23 protein-coding genes are annotated in these 22,860 nt (G+C 37.0%); 10 read left to right on the top strand and 13 right to left on the bottom strand.

The features are described 5' to 3' along the window. Positions 1-106 precede the first annotated feature (106 nt). Positions 107-1,210: a cyclic dehypoxanthinyl futalosine synthase gene (gene mqnC, locus EHQ43_RS13250; protein ID WP_135742081.1), complete on the top strand. Its 1,104-nt coding sequence runs from the start codon at positions 107-109 to the stop codon at positions 1,208-1,210. A gap of 73 nt (positions 1,211-1,283) precedes the next feature. Further along, positions 1,284-1,892 (top strand): hypothetical protein, encoded by a 609-nt coding sequence (locus tag EHQ43_RS13245; RefSeq protein WP_135771446.1) that lies wholly within the window; start codon positions 1,284-1,286, stop codon positions 1,890-1,892. A 133-nt stretch (positions 1,893-2,025) separates the two neighbouring features. Here the strand turns inward: EHQ43_RS13245 and EHQ43_RS13240 are convergent, their stop codons facing one another. The 3 genes from EHQ43_RS13240 to EHQ43_RS13230 are packed head-to-tail and all read right to left on the bottom strand — an operon-like array spanning position 2,026 to position 4,771. Beyond that, positions 2,026-3,219: a GGDEF domain-containing protein gene (locus EHQ43_RS13240; RefSeq protein WP_135771445.1), complete on the bottom strand. Its 1,194-nt coding sequence runs from the start codon at positions 3,217-3,219 to the stop codon at positions 2,026-2,028. A gap of 57 nt (positions 3,220-3,276) precedes the next feature. Continuing rightward, entirely contained in the window at positions 3,277-4,092 is an 816-nt protein-coding gene (locus tag EHQ43_RS13235) for a GerMN domain-containing protein (protein ID WP_135771444.1), read from the bottom strand. A 34-nt stretch (positions 4,093-4,126) separates the two neighbouring features. Beyond that, on the bottom strand, positions 4,127-4,771 hold the full coding sequence (locus tag EHQ43_RS13230; RefSeq protein ID WP_244242804.1) for an HAD family hydrolase: 645 nt from the start codon (positions 4,769-4,771) through the stop codon (positions 4,127-4,129). A gap of 82 nt (positions 4,772-4,853) precedes the next feature. Between EHQ43_RS13230 and EHQ43_RS13225 the strand changes: the two genes are divergently transcribed. The 3 genes from EHQ43_RS13225 to EHQ43_RS13215 are packed head-to-tail and all read left to right on the top strand — an operon-like array spanning position 4,854 to position 7,731. After that, complete coding sequence (locus EHQ43_RS13225; protein WP_135771443.1) at positions 4,854-6,062, top strand: KamA family radical SAM protein; 1,209 nt, start codon at positions 4,854-4,856, stop codon at positions 6,060-6,062. After that, positions 6,059-7,051, top strand: coding sequence for a D-alanine--D-alanine ligase family protein (locus tag EHQ43_RS13220; RefSeq protein ID WP_135771442.1), 993 nt, complete (start codon positions 6,059-6,061; stop codon positions 7,049-7,051). The genes EHQ43_RS13225 and EHQ43_RS13220 overlap by 4 nt, the downstream gene beginning before the upstream one ends. Continuing rightward, positions 7,048-7,731: an iron-containing redox enzyme family protein gene (locus EHQ43_RS13215; RefSeq protein WP_135754179.1), complete on the top strand. Its 684-nt coding sequence runs from the start codon at positions 7,048-7,050 to the stop codon at positions 7,729-7,731. Before EHQ43_RS13220 ends, EHQ43_RS13215 begins: the two co-directional genes overlap by 4 nt. Here EHQ43_RS13215 and EHQ43_RS13210 read toward each other — a convergent pair. Genes EHQ43_RS13210 through bfr form a run of 4 tightly spaced genes read right to left on the bottom strand, consistent with a single transcriptional unit; the run spans position 7,712 to position 10,825 of the window. Continuing rightward, the gene (locus EHQ43_RS13210) at positions 7,712-8,065 is read right to left on the bottom strand and encodes a DCC1-like thiol-disulfide oxidoreductase family protein (RefSeq protein WP_244242824.1); all 354 of its coding nucleotides are present in this window, start codon (positions 8,063-8,065) and stop codon (positions 7,712-7,714) included. The genes EHQ43_RS13215 and EHQ43_RS13210 overlap by 20 nt on opposite strands. Further along, a complete protein-coding gene (locus EHQ43_RS13205; RefSeq protein WP_135771440.1) occupies positions 8,065-9,222 on the bottom strand; it encodes an acetylglutamate kinase in 1,158 nt (385 codons plus the stop codon). Before EHQ43_RS13205 ends, EHQ43_RS13210 begins: the two co-directional genes overlap by 1 nt. Then, positions 9,219-10,322 (bottom strand): THUMP domain-containing class I SAM-dependent RNA methyltransferase, encoded by a 1,104-nt coding sequence (locus EHQ43_RS13200; RefSeq protein ID WP_425269642.1) that lies wholly within the window; start codon positions 10,320-10,322, stop codon positions 9,219-9,221. Before EHQ43_RS13200 ends, EHQ43_RS13205 begins: the two co-directional genes overlap by 4 nt. A gap of 26 nt (positions 10,323-10,348) precedes the next feature. Continuing rightward, positions 10,349-10,825, bottom strand: a complete 477-nt coding sequence (bfr, locus tag EHQ43_RS13195) for a bacterioferritin (protein WP_135771438.1) — start codon at positions 10,823-10,825, stop codon at positions 10,349-10,351. Positions 10,826-10,903: 78 nt separating this feature from the next. Between bfr and EHQ43_RS13190 the strand changes: the two genes are divergently transcribed. Genes EHQ43_RS13190 through EHQ43_RS13175 form a run of 4 tightly spaced genes read left to right on the top strand, consistent with a single transcriptional unit; the run spans position 10,904 to position 14,860 of the window. After that, positions 10,904-12,004, top strand: a complete 1,101-nt coding sequence (locus EHQ43_RS13190; protein ID WP_135771437.1) for a thiolase family protein — start codon at positions 10,904-10,906, stop codon at positions 12,002-12,004. After that, positions 12,004-13,065 (top strand): lipopolysaccharide heptosyltransferase II, encoded by a 1,062-nt coding sequence (waaF, locus tag EHQ43_RS13185; protein ID WP_135754174.1) that lies wholly within the window; start codon positions 12,004-12,006, stop codon positions 13,063-13,065. The genes EHQ43_RS13190 and waaF overlap by 1 nt, the downstream gene beginning before the upstream one ends. Beyond that, a complete protein-coding gene (locus tag EHQ43_RS13180; RefSeq protein ID WP_135771436.1) occupies positions 13,062-14,381 on the top strand; it encodes an aminopeptidase P N-terminal domain-containing protein in 1,320 nt (439 codons plus the stop codon). The genes waaF and EHQ43_RS13180 overlap by 4 nt, the downstream gene beginning before the upstream one ends. Positions 14,382-14,398: 17 nt before the next feature. Continuing rightward, a complete protein-coding gene (locus EHQ43_RS13175; RefSeq protein ID WP_135754172.1) occupies positions 14,399-14,860 on the top strand; it encodes a MarR family winged helix-turn-helix transcriptional regulator in 462 nt (153 codons plus the stop codon). Between the two features lie 4 nt (positions 14,861-14,864). Here the strand turns inward: EHQ43_RS13175 and EHQ43_RS13170 are convergent, their stop codons facing one another. The 3 genes from EHQ43_RS13170 to EHQ43_RS13160 form a co-directional block, all read right to left on the bottom strand. Further along, entirely contained in the window at positions 14,865-15,623 is a 759-nt protein-coding gene (locus EHQ43_RS13170; RefSeq protein ID WP_135771435.1) for an enoyl-CoA hydratase/isomerase family protein, read from the bottom strand. Between the two features lie 68 nt (positions 15,624-15,691). Then, a complete protein-coding gene (locus EHQ43_RS13165; RefSeq protein WP_135771434.1) occupies positions 15,692-16,870 on the bottom strand; it encodes a M20 metallopeptidase family protein in 1,179 nt (392 codons plus the stop codon). Continuing rightward, a complete protein-coding gene (locus tag EHQ43_RS13160) occupies positions 16,867-18,426 on the bottom strand; it encodes a TolC family protein (RefSeq protein ID WP_135771544.1) in 1,560 nt (519 codons plus the stop codon). Before EHQ43_RS13160 ends, EHQ43_RS13165 begins: the two co-directional genes overlap by 4 nt. Positions 18,427-18,667: 241 nt before the next feature. Here EHQ43_RS13160 and EHQ43_RS13155 point away from each other — a divergent pair, with 241 nt between their 5' ends. Then, positions 18,668-20,740, top strand: coding sequence for a thioredoxin domain-containing protein (locus EHQ43_RS13155; protein WP_135771433.1), 2,073 nt, complete (start codon positions 18,668-18,670; stop codon positions 20,738-20,740). On the opposite strand, the gene rsfS is transcribed toward EHQ43_RS13155, so the two are convergent. Genes rsfS through yqeK form a run of 3 tightly spaced genes read right to left on the bottom strand, consistent with a single transcriptional unit; the run spans position 20,727 to position 22,854 of the window. Further along, on the bottom strand, positions 20,727-21,092 hold the full coding sequence (gene rsfS / locus EHQ43_RS13150) for a ribosome silencing factor (protein ID WP_135742062.1): 366 nt from the start codon (positions 21,090-21,092) through the stop codon (positions 20,727-20,729). The two genes, EHQ43_RS13155 and rsfS, sit on opposite strands and share 14 nt — an antisense overlap. A 1-nt stretch (position 21,093) precedes the next feature. Beyond that, the gene (locus EHQ43_RS13145; protein WP_135771432.1) at positions 21,094-22,251 is read right to left on the bottom strand and encodes a LytR C-terminal domain-containing protein; all 1,158 of its coding nucleotides are present in this window, start codon (positions 22,249-22,251) and stop codon (positions 21,094-21,096) included. Continuing rightward, entirely contained in the window at positions 22,252-22,854 is a 603-nt protein-coding gene (gene yqeK, locus EHQ43_RS13140) for a bis(5'-nucleosyl)-tetraphosphatase (symmetrical) YqeK (RefSeq protein WP_135771431.1), read from the bottom strand. Between the last annotated feature and the right edge of the window lie 6 nt (positions 22,855-22,860).

Below are 22,860 nucleotides of genomic sequence, written 5' to 3'. Positions count from 1 at the left end.
AAGGTGTTTGGTATTTCCTAGGATTTCTATAGAAAAATGAATGTCCAGGAAAATTCGGTTTTTACAGGGATATGTCAGAAGATTTCCTGTCCAAGTAGGTAGAGATATGAACGTAACCTCCTTTTCCCTGAACCCAAATGACCCTGCCGATGTCGTCCTACTCAAAGCTGTGGAAGGCAAACGGATCTCTCCTAGTGAAGCCCTCATTCTCTACAAAGACGGAGATTTTCTCAAAATCCAAATGGTTGCCCGGTTTTTACGGGAAAAGGTAAGACCTCATACCGAGGCAAGTTATACCATGTTTCGAGTTGTGAATTACACGAATTACTGCAACGTAGAATGCAATTTTTGTTCCTTTATGGATGAGATAGGGAATGGAAAGGGTTATGTGCTCTCAAAAGAAGACATCTTGCAGAAGATGGACTACGCGGTGGAAGAAGGTGCTGACCAAATGTTTTTGCAAGGTGGTGTGTATCCAGAACTTCCCTTTGATTACTATCTAGATGTCATCAAAACCATAAAAGCTAAATACCCCAAAATGCACATCCGAGCCTTTTCTCCTGTGGAAGTGATCAATTTGGAAACCATCACAGGAAAACCTCTTCGTGAGGTCTTACTCATTTTAAAAGAGGCAGGCCTTGACTCTGTCCCTGGAGCTGGTGCAGAAATTCTGACCGAAAGAATGCGCCAAATCATTTCTCCGAAAAAAGCTTCCGTAGCAGAATGGGTCCGTGCTATGGAAACATGCCATGAAGTGGGTTTGAAAGGATCTGCAAATATTGTATTTGGATCAGAAGAAACAGAGGAAGAGGTGATCGAACACTTACAAGTGGTGCGTGATTTACAAGACCGAACTGGTGGATTTTTATCCTTTATCCCTTGGACATTCCAACCCCAAACCAAACGGTTCAAAGTAAGGCCTGTTCCTACTCATGAGTATTTGAAGGTTCTCGGAATCTGTCGGATTTTTCTAGATAATATCCAACACATTGAAACATCTGTGATGGTACTTGGGAAAGGGGTTGGCCAACTGGCACTCTATTCTGGAGCCGATGATATTTCCTCTGTTGTGATCGAGGAAAATGTTCTTCGTTCGTTTGGATTGAAAACGGAAAAAGAAGCGAGAAAATTTCTTTCGGAAGGTGGTTTTCGTCCTGTTAGGCGTAACCTCAATTACGAAGAAGTAGATTCCAATCTCGAAATGGCTTAAATCATACTTTTTCTTTATTCAATTTTTCGATTTCAATAGACAAATTAGTAAATTTAGAAGAAAATCTGCTCTTATGAAACAGTTGAATCTAGTTTACCTTTCGGTGCTTCTTGTACTTTCTCACTGCATCAGTTTTGCCAAGTACAATTTACCAGAAACCAAACTAACAGAAAACGCAAATGCGGAAAAAAAGATCATTTTACTCACTTATTCCCAAGCTGCGACAGTTGGTGACAGGGAGCGAAAAGTGGCAGATGAATCGGATCGAAAACAATCAGAAGACCGATTCGTTCGAGCCTTACAAAGCCATCCAAGAGTTTTGTCTGTTGTGACTGACCCGCAAAGCAAATATGATCTGAAACTCGATATTCAATTGGAATCCCAAGTGAGTCTCTATTCGAGTACTTTGGGTATGATTCTTACTGGAATATCGTATCTTACCTTAACATCACTTCCCATGGATGTGGAGCAAGATAGTACGATTACGTTCCAATTTGCAAATGAAAAGAGTAAGTCACAAACCATTTTGGTCCGACAGGTGCACTTTCGTACCTGGATTGGGATTTTGACCATACCACTCATGCCTTTCTATGGATTGAACGGAACAACTGAAAAAACCTTTCTGAATGTTTCCCACTCCGCACTCAATGAAGCCATTGAAAAACAACCAAAGTTATTTTAGTGAACGGTAAAAAAAAAGATGGGGGAGTTTTCCCCATCTCGTAAGTTTTACACCTTATCCGTAATGGACATAAACTGAGAATCAGTCTCATTTACTAGTATGAATGCCAAGTCAGAATCCGTCGATCTTTTTTTTACATTTCTAGGAGAGTGATTCGGTTTCTTCCTTCGTTTTTGGAAGTGTAAAGTGCTGTGTCGATTTTATGGTAGAGTTCATCGAAACTGGGGTCATCTTCGGGGTGGAAAAGAGTGCCACCAATTGATACTGTCAAAGTTAGGAATTGGTTTGGATCATTGTAAATTGGGATTTGTAACTCTTCCATTTTTTCACGGATGGACTCGGTGAGCGTATGAAGTCCTTCCTTGTCAATTGGAGAGGCTAACAAACAAAATTCATCACCGCCGATCCTTGCTGCAATGTCTGTGATTCTAGTCCTCGATTTTAATGTTTTAGCAAAGGCTTGGATGGCAAGGTCTCCTTGTTTGTGACCATAACGGTCGTTAATCGTTTTTAACCGATCTAAATCCAAAATCACGAGTCCAATCACAAACCCTTCACGAAGAGCTCTTTTTTTATACAAATCAAACTGTTCTAATAAATGGCGTCGATTGAATAGTTCCGTCATGGAATCAACCCGGGAAAGATCTTCAATTTTTTGATTGATTCGAAGGAGTTTACCTACTGTTATGTGAAGTTTTTCTTTGACACGATACTCTTCAAATCGCCAGTAATTGATGAGAAAATTGGCAACAATTCCAAATGCTAATAAAAAAGAAACAATGAGTACATCCTGGTAAAAGAAATACCGATCAAATCCTTGGATTCGCGAGTAATTCAAATGCAGAGGAATAAATACTGAGATATATATCAAAGATAAAATACAAATTCGAATAGGTTCTAACCAAAGTAATATGGAAGCCGCAGCAATTACAATGGCTGAACCAAATAAATAATAGGCGTGATTGGGATTATCAAACACCATCATTGGGATATAAAGTGTGACAAGTCCAATTAATACAAAACTTGTGATCCGTAAGATATATTTTTCGTAACGGATGATCCCTTTTTTGGCAAGGAGATACACAGCAAAACAGATTGCAAGTGAGGAAATACGAAAGAATGCAATCCAGAAACTGGCTTCTTTTGTCCGAACGAGTGAATCAACAAAAAGAAGTGAAATGATTGATGTGATAGCCGTCATCACACTGAATATTTGAAGAGAGGATGTAATATCATCCAAATTTGTGGCTATGAATCGAGGGTGGAAAGGGCGTAAAAATAATTTACGCAATACAAATTCGTATCGTTTGAAGGTATACCTACGCATGGTCAAAACCAGTCTTTAGAATACGATTTGGTGTTTCTATGTAAACCATTTAGTGGTTTAAAACAAGATCACTTTTCTTTGTGATTTGGCGAGAACGTCAGGAAGTGACAAACCATCACTCCCTAAACTTCGAATCCTTTCCCCATTTGTGTATAGTACAACTCCTTGGATTCCAAAGTTGCCGACATATGTAAAGGTAATTTGGTCCAAGCGGTCTTTTAGGATTTCCATACTGCCACCAATGTTCAATTCATCAGAGACTGAAATATGTAAAATACCGTTCTCCAAACGATAGTTTGGTTCGATCCTAATTTTTTTTGATAATGCAGATAAAACACCTTTTGTTTTTTCATCTGCATTGGGGCCTTTCGTAAGTTCTTGGAAAAGGAAAAGGATGGGATCTCCACCTGGAAATTCCCTTGTGAGTTTCACAAGTTGCGATTGGCTATTTTTTCCTGTTCCATAAAATTTTAAAAAGTAAACGGAAAGGTAACCTGGTTCCGCACTGATCCTTTTGCCTGCCCCCGGAAATCTATCTTCTGGGAGTGTGATCTCAGGGATCGTATCATCTACGATTTTTTTTGCCTGTGTTTTTGTGGGACTTGTCGGGTAAGTATGATTGAATACTTCTTCTTCCCAATTGAGTTCATCTTCAAAATTTTCACTTTGGAAAGGGTCAGTGGGTTCTGCAAATTTTGGTTTTTCACCCAATTTCCCTATGTTTTTGAAACCTTGTTTGGGAAAAAAATTTCCAGTGGTTTTGGGATCAAACCCCATTGATTTTTCAATTAAGACGAGTACAAAGAAGATCCCGCCAAGGAAATAGCGTAATGATTTCCATTTGTCTTCTTGGATTTGGGGAAGTACCGCCACACTATCAATGTCGGAGAGGGTTCGGATTTAGAATTTAAAAAATTTCTTTCAGAGTTGTTAAATCTTCAAATTTCCATTCAAAGTCTGGAATTTCACCTGGAATGCCGTGTCCATATGTACAAAATCCAAAAGGGCAACCATTCTGTCTGGCTGCTTCCCAATCACTATGCCTGTCTCCAATCATCGCAATGGCGCTTGGGTCTAAATTGTACTTGCGAACATACTCCGCTAAAATCTCACCTTTGGTATGGATCGTGTCTTGGTTGATCACAACGATTGGCTCGAAGTATTGTAAAACACCAGCAGTGTCTAAAACGGTTTCGATATACGGTTTTCTGCCATTGGAAGCACAAGTGATCGTATATCCTTTTTCTTTTAAGTAATGGATAGTAGAACCAACACCCGCATAAAAATCTCCACCACCACTGCGGATCGAATCGCAGAGTAAATCGAGCACCCTGCTAGAAATGGTATCTCGTTCTGATTCCGGTAATGACGGTAACAAGTTTGCAAAAATGGTCCGAACAGGTTTTCCAATTTCATTCATAATCTGATCATGGGTAGGTAAAGACGTAATTTTTCCTGTCTTTTGTGCAAACTCTTCGATTGCCTGCACGTACGTCTTAAAGATTATGGATTCTGAGGAAAATAAGGTCCCGTCGACATCGAAGGCGACCATGCGGATTTCCCCCAAGCGGTTTTCTTGCATTACCACCAGAAAAGAATTTGGTGGTCTCTTGGCAAGTAAGGAATAAAAACTTATGCTCGTGCAAAACAGTTTATCAGAAGTACTCCAGGCAAGAGAAGAATTGTTTTCCAAGACAAAATGGACCGATCCCACATCGCAGTTGCAAAACCGTGTCAAAGGTAAGGAGCTTTCTCGCTATTTTTTGCTAACTGATTCAGAGAGAATCGGGATAGAAGAAACAATTCGTTTACTTGTCTCAACGACACCGTATTACTTATCTTTATCTGATCCAAGTGATCCGAATTGTCCGATCAGGCGGATGATTGTACCTACTGCCGATGAAGCGGTTTTTTCTTTAGAGGAAAGTCCTGACCCATTAGAGGAAGAAAGGTTAAGCCCTGTTCGTGGGCTTACTCATATGTATCCGAACCGCGTTTTATTATTTTCTAATCATTCCTGTAGTGTGTATTGCCGCCATTGTATGAGAGGCAGGAAGGTCTCCTCAAGTGATGAAAGAATGGAGAAATCTGATTTGGAATCAGCTTTCGATTACATCAAAAATCACCCTCAAATTGAGGATGTGGTCGTGAGTGGAGGTGATCCATTAAATTTAGCAGACAATAGGCTTGAGTGGATTTTAAAAGAACTGAATGAAATTCCACATGTGAAAATCTGCCGTTTGGGTACAAGAAATCCTGTTACACTTCCTTTTCGCATAACAGAGAATATTTGTAACATTATTGAAAAATATAATGATGATAATCTTTCTATCTTTTGTAACACACAGTTCAATCACCCAAAAGAGTGTACGAAGGAAGCAAAAGAGGCAATTTTGCGTTTATTAAAAGTAGGGGTTTCCGTAGGAAACCAAGCAGTTTTACTGAAAGGAATCAATGACGATGAAGAAACTATGTTAACTCTTCACAAAAAGTTACTTGAGATGCGAGTTCGGGCTTATTATTTGTATGACCCAGAACTCATCCCCGGTTCAAGGGGTTTTCGAACACCACTTGCACGTGGGATTGAGATTGTCGAGTATATGCGAGGAAAAATCGGAGGCATGGGGATTCCCCATTTTGTGAATGATTTACCCGGTGGAGGCGGAAAAATTACCATTGGCGCCAATTGGTATCTAGGGTATTTTCCAAAAACTAGACAACATGCCTTCCGTTCTGCAGTGACAAAAAAAATTCATTTCTCCTTTGAACCCATTGGATCAGATAAAGAATCCTATTATCCTACCATTTCAGAAGAAGAGTGGGAGAGAATGAAACAGACATGAAAACTGTTTTACTTGCTTGTGATATCTATGATCAAACGAATCCAAAATTATCTCAGGAATGGGAATCGTTTGATACCATTTCCCACATGGAAAGTACAATCGAGTCATTGGGATATGAAGTTGTTGTTTTAAATGATGCGACTGAAATTACATCTGCATTGTCTGGAATCCCAAAATCCAATCGAAAAAATTGGATCGTTTGGAATTTGATTGAAGGATATTTATCCCCTTCTCGAGAAGCATACATACCAGCGTTATGCGAATATCTAGGAATCCCTCATACAGGAAGTCATGCGGCAGTCCAAACTTTGACATTAGACAAATACAAAACCAAATTATATTTAGAATCGTTTGGTATCAAAACAAGTAAGTCCCAACTCATCCTACATGGATCAGAGTCATTAAAAATTCCATATCCAATATTTATCAAACCAAATGGAGAAGGATCAAGTCTCGGAATCTCAGATCAAAATATAATCCGCTCTGAGATGGAATGGAAATTACGGGTGCCAAACTTATTCAATGAGTATGCTCCATTACTTGTGGAACCATACATCTCAGGACGGGAACTAACAGCGGCTGTGATGGGAAACCAAGGTTCTTATGAAGTTTTGCCCATTGCTTATGTTGATTACCCAAGTGAAACGTACCACGAAGGGATCAAATCAAAATCCGAATTCTTGGAATCTTTGGATTTTCAAGTTCCAAAATCTATTGCCAATCAATTGCAAGAGATTTCTTTACAAATTGCTAACTTACTCGGAGTTTCTGGTTACATCAGGATTGACTATAAATTAGAAGATCAGTCCATCTATTTTTTAGAGGTCAATGCAACCCCAGGATTTTCCGCAATTTATTCCACCTTGCCGTTGTTATGGGAAAAATCAGAGAGAAGTTATGCGGAACTTCTCAAAAAATCATTGGAACTAGGATTTGAAGAATTTTTAATACAGAAACGTTTCCAATATGGAAAGGACCAGATCAAATGAATTTTATTGAGACAATCAAACATGACGTGGAAAAACATCCTGTTTTACAATCAACTTGGTTAAAACAAAGGAATTTATCGATGAGTTTCGAAGATTTACTACTTTGGTTGAGCCAAGAATACTTTGTATCCATAGGATTTGTGGATTGGTTTTTATTAGTCGCCGCGAAAACAGAAGACCAAAAAGCAAAGATAGTACTTGTTGAAAATATATGGGAAGAGTTAGGCGAAGGTAAAATTGCAGAAACCCATGTATCAATACTGACAGATTTTTTAAACCAATTGAATTTTGATTTTTTATCTCACAAAATGTTACCCGAAACAAAAACATACCTTGAGAAAATGAAATCGGTTATTGATCTTGGATTTTTTTATGGACTAGGGGCACTCGGTCCTGCGAATGAATATCTTTTGAAATTAGAATATTCACAAATTTCTGATGCTTATCAAAAATTAAAATTGAAACTTGGTTTGCCAGAAGGAAAATTTTTCCAGGTGAATTTAGACGCAGACGAAGGACATAGCAAAAGAATGTTTGATTTGATTGCTGAAACAGCTATAACTGATGAATCGAAAAAACAAGTCATTGAAGGAAATCTTTTGGCTTTAGATGCCAGGTTAGATTTTTATTTGGGGTTATCGAAGTTCGATGAATCTAGGCTTAAGAAAGTTGGTTCCTAAATTTCTTTAAAAACCACAAAACAAACATTCCTAAAAAAGGAAAAAGCGGCAAGTATAGGATCCAAACAAAAAATCGGTAAAATTGAATATTCCAAAGTAGAATTCGAACACCAAAAAAACCTGGATAACGGTTCCCATTTTGAATGATTTGTATTTCTCCCTTGCATCTTTCTATTGTCAGTTGGTGATTGATATTTTTTAATTTATCTTCTGTCAATGTATGGTAGGAAATGATTTCCAGTGGTTGTATTGATTTTTTTTGCAAACCATTTGCTAATTTCGTACAAAATGAACAATGCCCATCATATATTAAAATGGTTTGGCTTTTACTCATCATATAAGTTTTGATTCAAAATCTTCAGGTTGTGATTTTAAAAGATCGATAATTTTTGGAATCAAAGTTTGATCAAGTCCTAACCAATAATAATACCAGGAATTATCTTTTTCGATTCCTTGGGCAATGGACATATACCATTTGTTAATGGAATTGTCTGGTTTACTTCTCCAGAAAAGCGGATTACAGTTTTCTAAGATCTGATCCCAAATATCACGACCAACACCAGCACCCCTTGCTACACCATTGACAGCAAATTTGGAAAGTAGGTATCCATATTCTGTTTTTTGCATCCATGCGCAGGCTCTATAGGATTCTTCTAGAAATAAAGTATCAAATTGAGTGAGTAAAAAATTTGGTTTTAGTTTTTTGCCAAATGATTCCTCAATGAGTAAAAAAAGTCTGTCCATATCAATTCCATCTTTTGAATTGAATTTATGGATTTTGTTCTTACGTTTGACAAGCGTTCCACTTCCTTTCACTGTAAAAAGTTCTGTTAATAACGTAAAGGGGGAAGTCAACACAATACTAAATTTTGGATCTTCAATTTTTGAGAGTAATGCTTCCGATAATGTAACAAATTCTTTCTGGCTTTCTGTAATCGAAAAATCCCCTGGTAATTGAAAACTATTTTCCATTTGTACAAGGGACTTTACTTTTCCTGAATTAGGATCTTTTAAAGGTCCATCAATCGAAACATAGATAACTTTTGCTGAATGTAAAATGGCACGACATCGATCAAGTACTGCTTCCAGTTTTTCGGTATCATCATTCCATAAGAGAATGGGAATTTTTTTTCTTTGGATAGAATTTTTGACCGATTCTTTGAGTGGTTTCTCTCGTGCGATGATTTCGTAAGAAAAACCAAGTGATTTTTCATCCGTTCCACCCACAGCCATTTGTTCCAGAGGGAAAAATACTTTTAAGTATTGGAAACTATCTTCTTCTAGTACAACAAAAGGAAAAAGATCCAATTGGTAGAGAAGTTTTAAATCAGAAAACAAAGCCTCAGAACTTTCAAATATTGTTTCAGAATCAGCATAAAGAATTGCAAATGATTCAGGAGAAAGAGATTGGAATTCTTTAAGGAATAAAAGTCCATCTCTTGGATCTCTTGTGATTTCAAAAACACGACTTAAAATGTCCTTTGACTTCATTTCCCCCCTCTTAATTCGTAATCAACGATTTTTGCTTTTAAGTTAGCATGTTTAAGAGTGATGTGTTTGTTTTCTTTCAATCCAAATTTACCGAGCAGGGCAAAATCTGCACATAACACAGTAAATTTCCAACCGCCAAATTCATTCTTTAACACCCGTCCGAATTGGAAATACATCTCTCTCAGGTCTTCCATTGGTTTTCCGATCCTGTCTCCATATGGTGGGTTTGTAACCAAATGACCTTTGGGTCCAAATGAATTTTTCAGCTCTAAACAATCACCAACTTCGAATTTAATAAAATCTTCCACGCCCGCTTCATACGCATTTTCATTGGCGATACGAATTGCTTCTGGATCAATATCATAACCAAATAAATGGGGTGTTGTTGGGTTTTCTTTTTTTCGTTCTGAAAATACATATGTAGGAAATAAAATTTGGAATATTGGAGACTCGGCAAATAGGAATCGATTGATTTCACCATACAGTCGTTCTCTGAGTGCGGCTTCAATGAGAATCGTCCCAGACCCACACATTGGATCTAATAGTGTTTCTCCTTCCTTCCAATCTGACATTTCTAACATTGCTTGCGCAATGGGTTCACGAACAGGAGCACTACCAGCATGCAATCGGTATCCACGCCTTCCCACTGGATCACCAGATAACGAAAGTTCGATGCTAAACCTGTCAGTGTGTGACCTCACAACAATAGTGATATCTGCCATTCGTTTTTCGATTTCAGGTAGTGCTACTTTTTTAGTTCGCAGCCTGTCAAGGATTGCATCCTTTGTTCGGTGCATTGTGAATTCTGAGTTTTTGAGTTTGTCTTTGGTTTCCGCATCGATTCGAAAACTTACATTGGGACCGATATATTTTTCCCAAGGTAATTCTGTTGCTTTGGCATAAAATTCATCATAGTTTTGAGCGTTCTCATGTAATAATTGTAAATTTACACGAGAGGCAAATTTAGTATGAAGAGCAAACTGAATGACATCTTCTTTTTTTCCAGAAAAGAAGACACCACCTCGGTTCGAATTATTAATTTTGAGATGGAAAGACTGGATCTCTTGTTCCAAAAGCGGAGAAAGTCCTTCTCCGCAAATCGCATGGTAGGTAGGATGTGTAGGTTTTATTCCGAATCTCCTAATTTTTGTGCCAAGTAGTTTTGTAAACCAATGGATTCAATGAGAGAGTTTTGGGTTTCAATCCAATCAATGTGTTCTTCTTCTGAAACCAGGATTTTTTCCAAAAGTTCACGTGTTCCATTGTCTTTTGCTGAAACACAAATATCAATTCCTCGATTCAATCGTTCGACGGCATTGTATTCTAATTGTAAGTCATGTTTGAACATCTCAGGGACAGATTGACCAACATTGATCTTCATGTATTTTTGTAAGTCAGGGATTCCATCGAAATACAAAATACGTTCCATGATTTCATCTGCATGTTTCATTTCTTCAATGGATTCTTTGCGTAGGTAGTCTGCGAGTTCTAAATACCCCCAATTTTTACAAAGTTTTGCATGAATAAAATATTGGTTAATGGCTGTGAGTTCTGCAGAGAGAACTTCTGCTAAAATGTCGATTACTTCTTTATTTCCCTTCATATGGGTGACCTCATTTTATCGGTTCAATTGGAAAGATAATTGGTTTTCATGGAATAGGCAAGCGGAAACTATATTCTAATGAAGAAAGTTTACATTCACAATCCGACATTGAGTGTATTTGGTAAACATACGGGAACTCAACTTGATTTGTCTTATAAGACCGCAAAACAATCTGTACATGAGTTTCAATCTCACAAAATTCAATTCATTATTTATGCAAGTTTTTCCCCAGATTCTTATAACAACGAATACCATCTCTCTGCAAAAATTGCTGCAAGACTTGGATTGAAAGATGTTTATTCCATTCGCATGGAAACGGCTTCTTCGTCTGGTGCCAGTGCCTTCCAGTTGGGAGTGAATTTGATTCTCAGTGGAAGGTATGATCATGGACTCGTGATTGCAACTGAACTCATGTCACAATTGAATCGGGAGGAAAGTAATTTACTGTTAGGTTCTGTTTTATCGAAACCACAAAGAAAATTGGGAATGTCGATGGCTCAAGGTGGAGCCATGATCACAAACCGTTATCTGTATGATTATGGATACAAAGAGGAAGATTTATTTGCTATCACCAAAAAACTCCATGACAACGGACTTAAAAATCCAAAAGCACATATTAAAAAAAATCTAACATGGGAAGAATACCAAAACCAACCAAAAATCGCAAGCCCTCTTGGCCTCTATGACATCTCTCCACTTTCTGACGGTTCCGCTGCTCTCATTTTATCCAAGGATCCAAGTTCGATTGTCGTGCGAGGGATGGGGTCTGGAGTCTCACCCTTTTTACCAAGCCCCGAACCAAGTTTTTTAGCCAATCGCATTGCTTTTGCCAAAGCCTACGAAGAAGCAGGGATTGGTCCAAGTGACATTCATTTTGCAGAATTACACGATGCCTTCACTCCTTTTGAACTGGTGGGAGCAGAAGATGCTGGATTTTTCAAACGAGGAGAGGCTCTTTTCCAGGTAAAGGCTGGTCTTACCCATCCCAAAGGGAAATTACCCATCAACGCTTCCGGAGGGCTTAAGTCTCGAGGACACCCCGTAGGTGCTTCTGGCCTTGCTCAAATCGTTGAACTTTGTCGCTTCTTTTATGAATGGCCGGAAAAGCAGTTGGCAATAGCGCAAAGTATAGGTGGACTAGCTACAAACAACTTTGTGTCGATATTAGAAAGAGTCTGATGCCCGAAAAAATACTCATCATCCAAACCGCTTTCCTAGGAGATCTAATCCTCTCTACTTCCTTTTTTCATGCTGTAAAAATGGAACACAAAGAAAGTGAAGTCCATGTATTAGTGAACCTCGGAACGGAATCTGTTTTAGAAAATAATCCTGATATAACGAGAGTTTGGTGCCTTGACAAAAAAAGGATCAAAAATAATCCATTTGCTTTTCTAAAGTTCATCCAAAAATTAAGAAAAGAGAAATTTGATAAAGTATATAGCCCTCATTTTTCCTTTCGCTCAAGTTTATTATCATATTTTTCAAAAGCACCTATTCGTATCGGTTATAAAGAATCTGGTTTTTCATTTTTACATACCAAATTAGTGCAAAGACCAAAACAAGGACCACACGAAGTTGAAAAATTATTTTCTTTGCTCTTTGAACCTTATGATTTTCCAACGGGTAGAGAAAGGAGACCATACCTATACCCAAGCGAAGTGGAAGAAAATAGTTTTACATTGAAAAAATCAAAACTTTTAAAAAATGATTCAGGATATATCCTGATAGCTCCATCTTCTCTATGGGAAACCAAACGAATGCCAGAAGAAAAATTTGTGAGTGTGATCACCCAAATTTTACGAAAACGCAGCGAAACTGTGATCCTAATCGGAAGTAAAGCAGACCTGGAAATTCAAAATCATATCTTCCGTTTGATGAAGACAGAACCTTTGGAGTTAAAAGAAAGAGAAAGGTTACTTTCACTTGTAGGCCAAACAAATTTAAAAGAACTTATGGTTTGGATTCAAAATGCAACTGCAATTATTTCGAATGATTCAAGTCCAATTCATTTTGCTTCTGCATTCAATACTCCGACAGTCATGATATATGGTGCCACAATACCAGCGTTTGGTTATGGAAGTTTGTCAGACAAACATAGGATTTTGGAAGTGAATGGACTTTCATGTAGACCTTGCGGTATACACGGAGGAAGGATTTGTCCAGAAGGACATTTCCGATGTATGTTGGACCAAAACCCCGTACGAATTTTTGAAGCACTTGAGGAAGTGATTAAACAATGAAACAACCGACAATGAAATCAAAGGAATTTGATTCTGAACTCTTTCGAAAGCGGATCATCAAAATTCAAAAAAAGCTTAAAAAAGGTGAAATCCTGATTTTATTCGCGGCAAGTCATAAAATACGCAATCGTGATGTTGAGTATAAATTTAGACAAAATTCTGATTTTTATTACCTCACTGGAATCAAGGAAGAAGATTCCATTTTCATTCTTACTAGTGACTCGGCAGGTATGTTTTGTTTACCAAAGGATAAGGAAAAAGAAATTTGGACAGGCATACGATTAGGAAAAGATAAAATCAAATCAATGTTAGGCTTAGATTATACTTACGATTTGAGTGAATGGGAGAAACAAAAATCAGCTATTTTAATCGATCATCATACACTTTACTATTTTTTTGGCGAAAATCCAGAAAGAGACCGTGAAATCTTACAAGAAATCAAAACTCTTTCCGAAAGGGCGAGAGAGGGAAAATTTGGTCCACATCGGATTGAACATCCTCATTTTTTACATGAGGAAAGACTCACCAAATCAAAAGAAGAAATTCAAATTTTAAAAAATGCATCTGAAATTACTAAATTTGGGCATATGCGTATTATGCGAGAAAGTAAACCAGGAATGTATGAATACGAATTGGAAGCATTACTCGAACAAGAATATTTAAAATATGGTTCGATAGGTGGTGGTTATGGACATATTGTTGCTTCAGGGCAAAATGCATGTATCTTACATTATGTTAACAACGATGATTTATTATTAGAAGGAGATCTGGTTTTAGTTGATTCAGGGGCAGAATGGAATTATTATACAGCGGATGTGACCCGAGTTTTTCCTGTTGGAAAAAAATTTTCAGAAGCCCAAAAAACAATTTATGAGGTGGTTCTCTATGCTCAAAAAAATGCAATCCGACAATCCATCGCAGGTGTTCCATTTAATGATGTGCATGATAAAACAGTCAGATTCCTTGCTGATTGTCTTCGAGAAATGGGTTTTTTAAAGGGAAATTTAGAGGAAATCATAGAAAAACAATCATTCAAAAAGTTTTATATGCATCGAACAGGCCATTATTTAGGTATGGATGTACATGATGTAGGTAGGTATTTTTTAGATGGAAAGTCTAGACCTTTAAAAGATGGTCAGGTTGTTACCGTCGAACCAGGGTTATATTTTGATCCAAACGATGAATCGATCCCAAAAGAATTCAGAGGGATTGGAATCCGCATTGAGGATGACATTCTCATAAATGGAAAAGAACCCATCAATTTGACTGAATCTATTCCGAAAGAAATTGTTGAGATTGAAGCTTTAAAAGCTTAATCTAAAATTTTAAGTTCATGGCAAGAGAACTTCCAAAACGCTTTCGGTCTGTTCGGTATTTTGATCGTATTAGTTCCGAGATTGCAGATATCGTCAGAACAGAAATGGAAAAATTAGGATACCCGGGTCTTACTACTTCTCATTTTGAAATTTTGACATTTTTGATCCGTACTTCAAATCCCATCAATATGACTCAAATTGCAAAAACAATTGAGAAAACAAAACCGACATGTACAGTACTTGTTAATCGACTCGTAAAAGAGGGGTTAGTCGACAGAAATCCTTCGCCAAGTGACGGTCGTGAATGGGCAATTTTACTATCAAAAGATGGAAAAAAGATTCGGCAAAAAATCGTTACAATTTCAGCAAAACTTCTTTCTTTACAAACTTGGGGGATATCAAAAGAAAACGAGGATATTTTGTATCCTATCCTCGATCAAATTTATAAACACATTCGGAATCGAAAAGGTATCGAATAATCGTTTATGAAGTAAAAACAGGCCTTCTCACTTCTACTGAAGCAGATATACCTTCTTTTGCATCTGCCGATTGGATACTTTTGATGGTGTTTGTTACGTCATCTTTGACAAGAGATAGAAGAGGTTTATGAACACTTAAAATTCCACTTTTTGTATCTTTCATCGCAGAGTAAGAATTCTTTTTAAGCTTTGTTTGTAAGGATTTAGATTTCTTTTTTAAATCTTCATCCGATTCCGTAATGTCTTCAAAAAGAGTAGGCATTTCTTTTGCTTTAAATGCATCACCGAGTAATACATGCCGTTTGGCTACGTCATACCCGACTGCTTCACCCATGAGTGCATACACAAAGGAAGGGACTTGGATTCCTATTTTCACTTCAGGTAATCCAAACCGAATGTCTGAAGTTGCAAATCGGTAATCGCAGACAAGTGCCAACATGGCTCCATAACCTAAAGCATGACCGGAAACTTCAGCAATCGTAGGCATTGGCAATTGGTAAAGTTCGGTAAGGTTATGATAAAACAATTCTAAAAAAGGAGCCAAGTCTTTTGACATATCCATTGTACTGACAGTGGTGAGATCGAGTCCTAAAGAAAAGGAACCATTCGATTCACTTCTCAAAACAACTACTTTTGCACTGGATTCCTTTGCATCTTGGATTGCTTTTTTTAAGGCCAAAAAAGATTCATTCGAAAAACTGTTCTTGTCGTTAATTGCAAGTTTTATGAATCCGATTCCTTCATTGAGTTCGAAACTAATCATACTTCCCTCTAATTGGTTAGATATCTAACTATTATTTCGCTCGGCTTTTTCTGCAATGAAAAAAAAATTTAAAATTCTTGGAGATAGGTATGGATGACCTGTTTCATCACAGATAATCCGATCGGTAGAGCATCTTCATCAAAATCAAAAAAAGAACTATGATGAGGGTGAATGAAACCTTTTTCTTCATTTCTAGACCCAATAAAAAAATAACAACCAGGTCTTTGCATTAAAAAAGCAGAAAAATCTTCTCCACCCATGGTTCTAGTATTTTCTTCTGTAAGACAGTTGTCTCCTAGAATCGTTTTGGCAGCTTTTCGTACGACATCAGCCATGACGGGATCATTGATGGTTGGTTTATCAATTCTTTTATATTCGAGGTGAATGTCGGCTCCAAACCCAGCCCCAACTTGTTTCACGAGCTGTTCCATACGTGTAGGGATCATTTCATACACGGATTTTGAATACGTTCTAACAGTCCCATGGAGAGTGGCAGTCTCTGGAATTACATTAAATGCATTTCCTGAATGGAATGAACCTACGGTGACTACACAAGGTTCCAGAGGATCCACATTTCTAGAAACTAATGTTTGTAAGGCGGTTACTAAGTGACTTCCAACAACAATTGGATCCACTGTGTGTTGTGGCATAGCACCATGTCCCGATGTTCCATGAATTGTAATTTTGAATTCATCGACAGAAGCCATCATGGTTCCATTCACAACACCGACTTTCCCTAAATCGATATGGTTCCAAACATGTAAGGCAAATACTGCGTCAACATTGTAACGTTCTAAAATTCCAGACTCAATCATTCTGTCTGCTCCTGATCCACCTTCTTCAGCTGGTTGGAAACAGAGTAAAACTCTACCTTTCGGTACAAAACTTTGAAAATCCTTTTTTAAATCTGAAGATAAAGCAAGTAAGATGCTAGTATGACCATCATGACCGCAGGCATGCATTTTACCTTCATTTCGGCTTTTATAGGTATGAGTATTTTCTTCGTGGATAGGGAGTGCATCCATATCAGCCCGAATGAGAACTGTTTTTCCTGGAATACCAGAATCAAATAAACTGACAAGTCCTGTTTCTGCGATTCCGTCTTCTACTTTAAAACCAAGTGATTCAAGGTGTGTTTTGGCGAAATTTGCTGTTTCTTTTTCTTCGTATTTGAGCTCTGGATTTTCATGGAAAGCCCTGCGATAACGAACCAAATCATCCTTTCTATGTGTTGGAAACGATTTCATAATTTATCGGTTTCAAGTTTAGCACGTTTTTCGACTTCTTCCAAAATGGAATATAAATCTAATCCATATTTTTCAAATAAAGAATTTTTTGCCAACTCGTAACGAACTAAATTGATATTAAAGTTAATTTTGGCTTGGGTCACTGCAAGTTCAGTATTTGCTAAACTGTCAAGGGCATTTTTAACGTTAACAGCTGTATATCGACCTTGTCTAAACCTTTCCATCAGACCATTGTAAAAAATCTCAGTTTCCCGTTTGGTTTTTTGTAAATCTTTTAATAATTCGTGGCTTGCTACCAACGCTTCGTGACGAGTTGTTATTTCTTGTTCAATTTCTTGTTCAAGATTTTGGATTTTTAGTTCGTTAACTTTTAAATTGGTTTCGGCATCACGTATCGCTGCTTTGATTCCTAAATCCCATAATGGGTATGACATTTTTAATTCCGCCGCAATTTGTGGGAACATAAAGGAAGTAACACCTCGTTGCCTTGCGATGAAGTTTTCTTGTGGTGATAAAAAATTTTGGCCAATAGAACTATAGGTCACCGTTGCAAGTAAGGATGGATCATCTTCAGCTAGGGCTGTGCTCAAAGCTAATTTTGCGATTTCTCTTTCTCTTTTGAGAAGTAGGTAGTCTGTTCTATGTGCCAGTGCATAAGCAATGTCAGATTTTAAATTGATTCCTGTTGGTAATGTTTCACTTAAATCTGTAACGCCTTCGATCGAAGAAGAAGTATCTACATTTAAAATTCGGATCAAATTTCTCTCGGCTTCAATTCGATCCACTTTTGCTTTTTCTAGTAATGATTGTGTTTTTAAATACGCTTGGTTCCACTGGTTTACTTCAAAACCTTCGGAAAGTCCAAGACCAGTTTTTCGAAGTGTTAACCTTCTGATTTCTTCTGTGTTTTTAGAAACTTTTTCATACGTCGCAATTCGAGAATCTACAATACTTAAGGACCAATAATCAATGAGGATTTTGACTACGAGTTGGGTTAAGATATTAATATAATTTTCTCGTACGAGTAAAGTTTGGTTTTTTAGAAGTTTTTCTTTTTCTTCTTCATTTTTTCCAAAACCATATTTGAGAAGCTCTTGGGAGAGAGTGGCAGATACGGCACCAGTATACATCGGAGGAGCTGCAAGTAAACTTGCAAATCCAGCAGTGGCTGGGTCTGGATTTTCGAAGGCGTTTACATCAAACCGAATGGAACTGATTTCTGTTTTGAAATAGGTTCCGGTTTTGAATTGTTTTTCTATCCCCGCAGAGATTTTATCTTGAGACCGAATGGTTCCAGCAAAGATATTATTTCTGTTATTTGGGAGGATTTGTTTTGCTGACTGAATACTTGCCAAAGCTTTCCAAGAATATTTGGACTCATTTTTCCATTCCGGACTGTCAGCTTTGACAATCTCAAGTTTTGCATTTTGGACGATCGTATTGTTTTCGATGACTTGTTCTATGGCCTGGGCAATGGAAAGTCTCAGTTTTTTTGGTCCAAAACCCTGTAACGATTCCGGTACCACATCACCGTTTTCCCATTGGGCAAGTTGCATCCGTTTGATATCATCTTCAAAGTCGGATTCCGCAAAAATGGGAAAAATGAGTAAACTAAAAGATATTAACCAGCTGGTCAACTTTTGCGAATATGTGAAATTACGTTTGGGGATAAAATTTTGTCTTTTCAATGGAAACTTTTTAAACCCCTTACAGGAACAAGATGAAAAAATCAATGTTGTCAATCAACCGAAAATGTAAAAACCTAGGCCTGGAAAACTTCATTTCTGGGAGAACTTTGTGGCAAATTTGTCTAAAAAACCGAATCGTTTGGTTCATGAAAAAAGTCCTTATTTGTTACAACATGCACACAATCCTGTAGATTGGTTTCCGTGGGGGACGGAAGCCTTCGAGAAAGCAAAAAATGAGGACAAACTCATCTTTTTATCCATCGGTTATTCCACCTGCCACTGGTGCCATGTCATGGAACGTGAATCTTTTGAAGATGATTCCACCGCAGAAGTGTTAAACCGGGATTTTGTATGCATCAAGTTAGACAGAGAAGAACGTCCAGACATAGATAAAATTTATATGGATGCATTACATGCGATGGGTACACAAGGTGGTTGGCCTCTGAATATGTTCCTAACACCAGAAAAGGAACCCATACTTGGAGGTACATACTTTCCAAAAGAAAACCGTTATGGGAAAAGGGGTTTTAAAGAAGTATTAAAACTAGTAACACAAACTTGGAAAAACCAAAGAGGGGAACTCATCCAAGCTGCCAACGACTTAACCACCTATTTAAAAGATAACGAAACAAGAACAAATCATGGAAAAGTTCCTGGAACAGAAATTCTAACAGAAAATTTTAACCGTTACTGGAAAGTTTATGATAAAGAATTTTTCGGCTTCAAAACAAATTCAGTCAATAAATTCCCACCTAGTATGGCTCTTAATTTTTTATTGGATTATTACTTAATTCATAAAGACAATCGAGCTTTAGAAATGGCATTTAATACCGCTTATGCAATGAACTGTGGGGGGATTTATGACCAGGTGGGAGGTGGCATCTGTCGTTATGCGACGGATCACGAATGGTTAGTACCACATTTTGAAAAGATGTTATATGATAATTCATTATATGTTGAAACATTAGCAAAACTATTTCAAATCACTGGTGAAGTTTATTTTTTGCAAGTATTAGAAGAAATGATTCAATACATCCAAAGGGACATGCGCCTTGGAATTGGTGGGATTGCAAGCGCAGAAGACGCAGATTCGGAAGGATTAGAAGGCAAATTTTATGTCTGGAAAGAGGATGAAATTCGAACTCATATCACAGATGAAGAAATTTTGGGATTTTGGAATGTTACAGAAGAAGGGAATTTTGAAGATCACCAAAATATATTAAATGTATACTTTAAAGGAAAAAATCCCTACTTAGATGGAATTCAGTTCAAAGATGGGTTTAAAGAAAAATTACAAAAAGCAAAAGAAATTCTTTTGTTAGAAAGGCAAAAGCGTGTTCGTCCGTTACGTGATGACAAAATTTTAACTTCCTGGAATTGTTTATGGATACGCGCTTTACTTTCCAGTTACGAAGTTACGGGAGAAAAAACTTACCTTAACCAATCCAAAGAAATTTATGAATTTTTGCTTAAATATTTGGTCAAAGAAGATGGTTCCATTCTCAGAAGGTTTAGAGATGGTGAAACAAAATATTTAGGAACTTTACCTGATTATGCAGAATTCATCTGGGTATCACTTCGTTTGTTTCAGTTAGATGGAAATAAAATCTATTTTGACTATGTGTTAAAGGTCTTTCAATACCTTGAATCACATTTTAGTTCTGATGTGGGACCTTATTTTGAATCCTGTGATAAGAATGAAGATTTGATCGTGAGGACCTTGGAAGGGTATGATGGAGTAGAACCTTCTGGAAACTCAACAATGTGTCATGTATTTTACCTTTTACATTCACTTGGGTTTACTCATGGAGAAATGGAAAAAAAAGCGAATTCCATTTTCTCTTATTTTTTGCCTGAGCTCACTCAGAATTCTCTAAGTTATCCTTCAATGATTTCCGCGTTCCAAAAATTCCAAACATCTTCCAAAGAAATACTTGTTGTATACCGAAATCAAACAGAGGAAAAAATAAATGAGATCCGAAGAAATTTAAGTAAGATTAATGACCCAACTCTTGTTTGGCTTGTCGTCGAAGAAACAATTGGCAGGTCCTTAGAAAATGTCTTAACGTTATTACAAGGAAGAGATGCAGGTAGTGGAATTCGATACTATGTATGTCAAAACCAAAGTTGTGAACTACCGAAGGATAACTGGGATGAGGTTATCCCACTTATATCGTTATAGGTGTTGCATCACCCCAAAGACGATCTAATGAATAATAGTTTCTCATCTCATCCGTCATTATGTGTACACAAATTTCACCGTAATCAAGAAGGATCCAACCTGTCGCATCCTTTGGAAGGTCTGCGAAATTTTGACGTTTGACCGCTAATTTTAATGGTTTCATATACTTATCTATATCTTTAGCACAGGACCTGCCTTGTGTTTCTGTTTTTACCGAAGCAATGACGAATAAAGATAAATAAGAATGTACATCTTTTAAATCTAAAAATTGAATGTTTTCACATTTTTTTTCAATTAACGTTTGTTTGATTTTCTTTAGATGTTCTAAAGTTTCATTACTAATGTTTGGCATCTTAATCCTTGGAATTTTGAAAGTCTTCTCCGATAATTACGGTCGCATCAAGTCCCAAATCCTTTCGTAAGGAAAAATAAACCTTTCGACCCTGAAATGTATCAGAGATCATATCTGTATAATGAGTATTACCTGAACGATTTAAGATCACAGTGGATTTAAAATTGGAATCCCAAGCATTGTCAACGGTGAGAACTTTCAGACCCTTATCATTGAGTAACACTTTTCCATATCTGGCAAGTCCATTTTTTGCAGTCCCATTTAGGACTTCGATTCTTGCTCGTTCTCCTTCTGCAAATGAAGGTGATCTTAGTTCACTGGAAAATTTGTAAAAAGCAACTTTCACAGTTTCTTCGTTTGCTTTGAGAATTTGGTCTTTGGTTTTAGGGCGTAAAACTGGTTCCCCAGGTACTTCCGAAACTCCAAACTGAATTTTTTCTTTTTTGAGAAAGTCAATGAAAGTTTCCCACTCTTTCGAGGACAAATTTGTTGTCATCTGGCTATGGAGATATGATACTTTTTGTTTTCCAATTGTATCTCGTTTTTCATGGATTGTTTCCAATAAGGTTAAAAACACAGTTTCTTGGATTTCCAATCGTCGAAAATATGACAACATTGTTTCATCAGAAACCGAACTCATCCAATCAAAACAATCTTCCCCATCTAACACATATGATTCTTTGTTCCTTAAGTAATTTTTAGTTATGTGTAATGATTTAGGCTCAAAAAAAAGTTGTAATCCTCCAAGTAGGTTGATCCAATTCTGAAATTGTTCTTTTGTCCAAACAATTTTGAATGGAATATTTGAATCAAGAGTATCTTCTAATATGGATTCAACATAGGAAGGTGCCGAACTACCTTTTTCTTTGAGAGATTTTTCGCCATCATCGAAACTCGTTTTCGGGTTTACAAAAAAGAGTGCAGCTTTTCTTTCATTAGGATAAAATTCTGCATATAGAGAGAATAAATATTCATCTTTATCACCCAAAACAGAAAATAAAATTGGCATCCGTTTACTTTGAGAAAATTTTTGATCTAACGAAAATCCTGTTTTTGATTTGAGCAGTAAGAATAGAAGTGCAAAAAGAAAAAAGGATCCTGCAATGATAAGAAGAGTTTTTGCAGGAATGGATTGTTTTTCTTGAGTTTCACGTAACATTTAAAAGTTTTCCTTAAGCGATTGTAATGAAAAATTATAAGTGAAAAAAGTATACGGGTGAATCATTTCCTTTTTTTCCATTAGAAGGGAAATCGTTTTGAACGCTTTCATAAAAATGCCAAAATGTAAATTTTCTTTTGTTTTGATCGTCCAGTCTTTGAGTTCTTGTAATCTTTGGCAGTAATCAGATCCCAAAAAATCAGCAGCATAAACTATTTGATCAAGTAAGCTAGGATTCAGGTTCCCAAGCGTGTGGCTTTGGATAGCAGATTGGAACTCAGGATCAAAAAAACCAAAATGTTTATTTATAAAAAGGGGAGCAGAATAAGCATGCAGTGCCTGGGAAGGGATTCCTTCTGTGTTTACCTTAAATTCAATAAACAACTCATAGTGAATGTCCATTTTTTTTTGTTTGGTAATATCGTGACACAAACCTGCTAAATATGCTTTTTTTGGTTCCTCGTATCCATGAATAAGAGCTAGTTCTTCAGAATAAAATGCAACTCGTTTGATATGATCCCACCTGGTTTCCGTTACATGCTTTGGGACTTCAGTTTCAAAAAAAAGAATCCATTCCTCGATTGTTTTTTTAATTTCTTTCATGCTTGT

This window comes from Leptospira bouyouniensis (assembly GCF_004769525.1).
Lineage (GTDB): Bacteria > Spirochaetota > Leptospiria > Leptospirales > Leptospiraceae > Leptospira_A > Leptospira_A bouyouniensis.
The sequence above is the reverse complement of the archived record's forward strand: the minus strand, read 5'-3'. Positions and strand labels throughout refer to the sequence as shown.

What these genes read in the sequence shown, in the direction of transcription:
- EHQ43_RS13190 (WP_135771437.1), top strand. Translation starts at nt 10,904, where the DNA reads ATGAAGAAAGTTTACATTCACAATCCGACATTGAGTGTATTTGGTAAA.
- mqnC (WP_135742081.1), top strand. Translation starts at nt 107, where the DNA reads ATGAACGTAACCTCCTTTTCCCTGAACCCAAATGACCCTGCCGATGTC.
- EHQ43_RS13170 (WP_135771435.1), bottom strand. Translation starts at nt 15,623, where the DNA reads ATGATTAGTTTCGAACTCAATGAAGGAATCGGATTCATAAAACTTGCA.
- EHQ43_RS13245 (WP_135771446.1), top strand. Translation starts at nt 1,284, where the DNA reads ATGAAACAGTTGAATCTAGTTTACCTTTCGGTGCTTCTTGTACTTTCT.
- EHQ43_RS13180 (WP_135771436.1), top strand. Translation starts at nt 13,062, where the DNA reads ATGAAACAACCGACAATGAAATCAAAGGAATTTGATTCTGAACTCTTT.
- EHQ43_RS13160 (WP_135771544.1), bottom strand. Translation starts at nt 18,426, where the DNA reads ATGCAACTTGCCCAATGGGAAAACGGTGATGTGGTACCGGAATCGTTA.
- EHQ43_RS13145 (WP_135771432.1), bottom strand. Translation starts at nt 22,251, where the DNA reads ATGTTACGTGAAACTCAAGAAAAACAATCCATTCCTGCAAAAACTCTT.
- rsfS (WP_135742062.1), bottom strand. Translation starts at nt 21,092, where the DNA reads ATGCCAAACATTAGTAATGAAACTTTAGAACATCTAAAGAAAATCAAA.
- bfr (WP_135771438.1), bottom strand. Translation starts at nt 10,825, where the DNA reads ATGAAGGGAAATAAAGAAGTAATCGACATTTTAGCAGAAGTTCTCTCT.
- EHQ43_RS13230 (WP_244242804.1), bottom strand. Translation starts at nt 4,771, where the DNA reads ATGGTCGCCTTCGATGTCGACGGGACCTTATTTTCCTCAGAATCCATA.
- waaF (WP_135754174.1), top strand. Translation starts at nt 12,004, where the DNA reads ATGCCCGAAAAAATACTCATCATCCAAACCGCTTTCCTAGGAGATCTA.
- EHQ43_RS13240 (WP_135771445.1), bottom strand. Translation starts at nt 3,219, where the DNA reads ATGCGTAGGTATACCTTCAAACGATACGAATTTGTATTGCGTAAATTA.
- EHQ43_RS13220 (WP_135771442.1), top strand. Translation starts at nt 6,059, where the DNA reads ATGAAAACTGTTTTACTTGCTTGTGATATCTATGATCAAACGAATCCA.
- EHQ43_RS13175 (WP_135754172.1), top strand. Translation starts at nt 14,399, where the DNA reads ATGGCAAGAGAACTTCCAAAACGCTTTCGGTCTGTTCGGTATTTTGAT.
- EHQ43_RS13215 (WP_135754179.1), top strand. Translation starts at nt 7,048, where the DNA reads ATGAATTTTATTGAGACAATCAAACATGACGTGGAAAAACATCCTGTT.
- EHQ43_RS13210 (WP_244242824.1), bottom strand. Translation starts at nt 8,065, where the DNA reads ATGAGTAAAAGCCAAACCATTTTAATATATGATGGGCATTGTTCATTT.
- EHQ43_RS13165 (WP_135771434.1), bottom strand. Translation starts at nt 16,870, where the DNA reads ATGAAATCGTTTCCAACACATAGAAAGGATGATTTGGTTCGTTATCGC.
- EHQ43_RS13225 (WP_135771443.1), top strand. Translation starts at nt 4,854, where the DNA reads ATGCTCGTGCAAAACAGTTTATCAGAAGTACTCCAGGCAAGAGAAGAA.
- yqeK (WP_135771431.1), bottom strand. Translation starts at nt 22,854, where the DNA reads ATGAAAGAAATTAAAAAAACAATCGAGGAATGGATTCTTTTTTTTGAA.
- EHQ43_RS13205 (WP_135771440.1), bottom strand. Translation starts at nt 9,222, where the DNA reads ATGAAGTCAAAGGACATTTTAAGTCGTGTTTTTGAAATCACAAGAGAT.